This is a genomic window from Methylorubrum podarium, assembly GCF_022179745.1.
Classification (GTDB): domain Bacteria; phylum Pseudomonadota; class Alphaproteobacteria; order Rhizobiales; family Beijerinckiaceae; genus Methylobacterium; species Methylobacterium podarium.
On the sequence record NZ_BPRD01000500.1, the window covers coordinates 1 to 3,166 of the forward strand.

The 3,166-nt window shown below is 68.2% G+C and carries 4 protein-coding genes; all 4 read right to left on the minus strand.

Annotated elements, in window-relative coordinates; genetic code table 11:
• The coding region (locus MFF42_RS21940; RefSeq protein ID WP_238257738.1) for a HEAT repeat domain-containing protein at positions 1 to 577 on the minus strand (577 nt) is incomplete at its 3' end.
• Positions 578 to 582: 5 nt separating this feature from the next.
• Positions 583 to 816, minus strand: coding sequence for a 4Fe-4S dicluster domain-containing protein (locus MFF42_RS21945; protein WP_238257740.1), 234 nt, complete (start codon positions 814 to 816; stop codon positions 583 to 585).
• Between the two features lie 15 nt (positions 817 to 831).
• Entirely contained in the window at positions 832 to 2,568 is a 1,737-nt protein-coding gene (locus tag MFF42_RS21950) for a fumarate reductase/succinate dehydrogenase flavoprotein subunit (protein WP_238257741.1), read from the minus strand.
• Between the two features lie 11 nt (positions 2,569 to 2,579).
• Positions 2,580 to 2,879: a gamma-butyrobetaine hydroxylase-like domain-containing protein gene (locus MFF42_RS21955; RefSeq protein WP_238257743.1), complete on the minus strand. Its 300-nt coding sequence runs from the start codon at positions 2,877 to 2,879 to the stop codon at positions 2,580 to 2,582.
• Between the last annotated feature and the right edge of the window lie 287 nt (positions 2,880 to 3,166).

Below are 3,166 nucleotides of genomic sequence, written 5' to 3' on the forward strand. Positions count from 1 at the left end.
CCAGGGCGAGGCCGCCGAGGGCGGCGCGGCGCACCTCGGCGTCCGCATCGCGCGTCGCGGCGATGAGCGAAGGGAGGGCTTCCTCCCGCTTCAGATAAGCGATGACGCCGACGCCTTGGGCTCGCACGGCCGGCTCGGGATCGCCGAGCGCCGCGACGGCCGGTCCGAGCGCTTCGGCAAGCCTCAAACCCCGCAGCGCCCGCAGCGCCGCCGCGCGCACGAAGGGATCGGGGTGGCCGGCAAGCGGCAGAAGCGGCGCGCCGGCGCGCGGATCCTTCAGCTCGGTCAGGCTCTCGGCGGCAGCGACAGCGACCGCCTGGTCGGGATCGGTGAGCGCGCCCGCAAGCGCCTCCGCCGTCTCGGGGCCGTCGAAGCCGCCGAGCGAGAGGGATGCCTGTCGCCGCACATCCGGGTCCGGGTCCGCAGCGGCGCGGGCGAGGTGGGGCACCGCTTTCGGGTCGGCGGTCTCGGCAAGCGCCAGGACGGCGACGCGGCGCACGGCCGGATCGCCGTTGTCGAGGTCCAGGGCGATCTCGGCGACGTCGCCGAAATCCTCGAACGGATCGGAGCTCAGCATCGGGCTCACCGCAGCAGGTAGGGGATCTGGACGGTGACGGCCCCGGTCGGACAGTCGGTCTCGCAGGGCATGCAGTACCAGCACTCGTCGTACTTCATGTGGGCCTTGCCGGTGAGGTCGCTGATCCGCAGCACGTCGAGCGGGCAGACATCGACGCAGACGGTGCAGCCCTTGTCGGCGATGCACTTGGCCTCGTCGACCGTGACGGGCACGGCACTGGGCGCATGGGCGAGAGGCATCGGGTTCTCCTTGGCTCAAGCCTGCAGGCGGACGCGCTGGCGGTCGTAGGCGCCACGCTCGTCGGCTTCGACCGGCACGATGTAGGGGGTCACCGGCCGCTTCTCGCTGACCATCCGTCCGTCCACCTTCCGCAGGATCGTGTGGCAGAACCAGTCCGCGTCGTCCTTATCGGGGAAGTCGGTGCGGTTGTGGTAGAGCCCCCAACGGCTCTCCTTGCGGTACAGCGAGGCGTGGGCGGCCATCTCGGCGCAATCGAGGATCGAGGCGGCCTCCAACGCCCGCATCAATTCGTGGCTGTCCCGGGCGACCATCCGCGTCTCGAGATCCTCGCGGATCTCGGAGAAGCGCCGCTGTCCGATCTCCATCTTGGCCGTGACCTTCGGCGGCTGCAGGTAGTCGTTCACGAAACGGCGGGTCTTGTACTCGATCTGGCCCGGCGGGATGCCGTCCTCCCGCCGCGTCGGCGCAAGCACCCGCTCGCGCTCGCGGGCCACCGCCTCCGGCTCGATCGCCGGAAGGTCGATCCCGCCCGCGTGATCCACCGCGTGCTCGCCCGCCACCGCCCCGTTGGTGAAGGCGCCGAGCATGTAGTTGTGGGGCACGTTGGCCATGTCGCCGGCCGAGTAGAGGCCGGGCACGGTGGTACGGGCGAACTCGTCCACGAAGACGCCCGAGGCGCTGTGCCCGGAGCAGAAGCCCACCTCCGAGATGTGCATCTCGACCATGCGGTGCCGGTAATCGGTGCCGCGGTTCTCGTGGAAGCGCCCGCGCGAGGGGCGCTCGACCTTATGCAGGATCGTCTCGATCTCCGACACGGTGTCGGCGTGGAGATGGTCGAGCTTGAGGAAGACCGGGCCGTTACCGCTCTGCAGTTCGTTGTAGAACTCCTGCATCATCTGGCCCGACCAGTAGTCGCACTCGATGAAGCGGTTGCCGGCACTGTTGGCGGTATAGGCACCGAACGGTCCGGCGACGTAGGCGCAGGCTGGGCCGTTATAGTCCTTGATCAGCGGATTGATCTGGAAGCATTCGAGGTTCGCGAGGCCAGCGCCGGCATGGTAGGCCATCGAATAGCCGTCGCCGGAATTGGCCGCGTTCTCGTAGGTGCCCCACAGGTAGCCGGAATGCGGCAGACCGAGCCGCCCGGCCGCGCCCAGGCACAGGATCACGGCCTTGGCGCGGATCACCAGGAATTCGGCGGTGCGGGTGTTGACCGCGACCGCGCCGGCCACCGCGCCGTCGGGCGCGGTGAGAAGGCGCGTTGCCATGAAGCGGTTCGAGATCAGCACCTGCGCCTTGCGCAGCTGACGGTAGAGCGCCTTCTTGACGGTGTCGCCGTTCGGCATCGGCAGCACGTAGGTGCCGAGGTGGTGCACCTTCTTGACGTCGTAGTCGCCGTTGCCGTCGCGCTGGAAGCGGATGCCGAAGCGGTCGAGTTCCTGGATGATCTCGAAGCAGCGCTCGGCGTATTTGTAGACGGGCGCCTGGTCGCAGATGCCGTCATTGGCGATGGTGATTTCCTTGGTGTACTGCTCCGGCGTCGCGTAGCCTGGGATGACGGCGTTGTTCAGCCCGTCCATCCCCATGCTGATCGCGCCCGAGCGCTTGACGTTGGCCTTCTCCAGCAAGATCACCCGAGCCGCCGGGTTGCGCAGCTTCGCCTTCAGCGCCGCCATCGGCCCGGCGGTGCCGCCGCCGATCACCAGCACGTCGCAGGCGACCTCGGAGGTCGCGTCGCGAATCTCATCCATGGCCGCCTCCCTCACGTCACCGCGCCGTCGGCCAGCGCCCGCAGATACGGCCACGGGAAGATTCCGCGGTCGTGTCCATCGGAGAAGGTGAAGTTCACGGCGTAGGCGCCGACCGGCTCGACGGCCGTGATGGCGATGTCGTCGGGCAGGGCGGGCGCGAGCCCGTCGATGCCGGCGCGAACGGTCTCGGCGCTCCGGCTACGGGCGCGCAGCGTTGCGGCGGACAGGCACGAGGCGCTGCCGTCCTCCCAGATCACGTCGAGGCGGCGACGCCCCTCGGTGAGCCTGATCTCGCGCGGGATCGCCGCCATGTCCGTCCTCCTCGCCAAGGCCGGGCCCCGGCAGAGGCCGGCCCGACATCCGGCGTTAGACAGCCGGGCGGGAGGCGAATGAAGAAAGTAATTGCCTCGCAGGCAGGGCGTTTGTCTTTTAGGGGCCTGGCAATGATGAAGCGTGAATGAAATTCGTTCTCGTTCGCCGATATCGAGGAAGATTACGCTCGATGGGGCCGTATATTTGGATTTTGCATTTATTGATCTCCGGGCACCCGATCGGTCATCTTGACCACACGCGGCCAACGGTGCCGATCTTCGGCTTC

Coding starts and splice junctions, on each gene's coding strand:
- MFF42_RS21950 (WP_238257741.1), bottom strand. CDS start 2,568: ATGGATGAGATTCGCGACGCGACCTCCGAGGTCGCCTGCGACGTGCTG.
- MFF42_RS21955 (WP_238257743.1), bottom strand. CDS start 2,879: ATGGCGGCGATCCCGCGCGAGATCAGGCTCACCGAGGGGCGTCGCCGC.
- MFF42_RS21945 (WP_238257740.1), bottom strand. CDS start 816: ATGCCTCTCGCCCATGCGCCCAGTGCCGTGCCCGTCACGGTCGACGAG.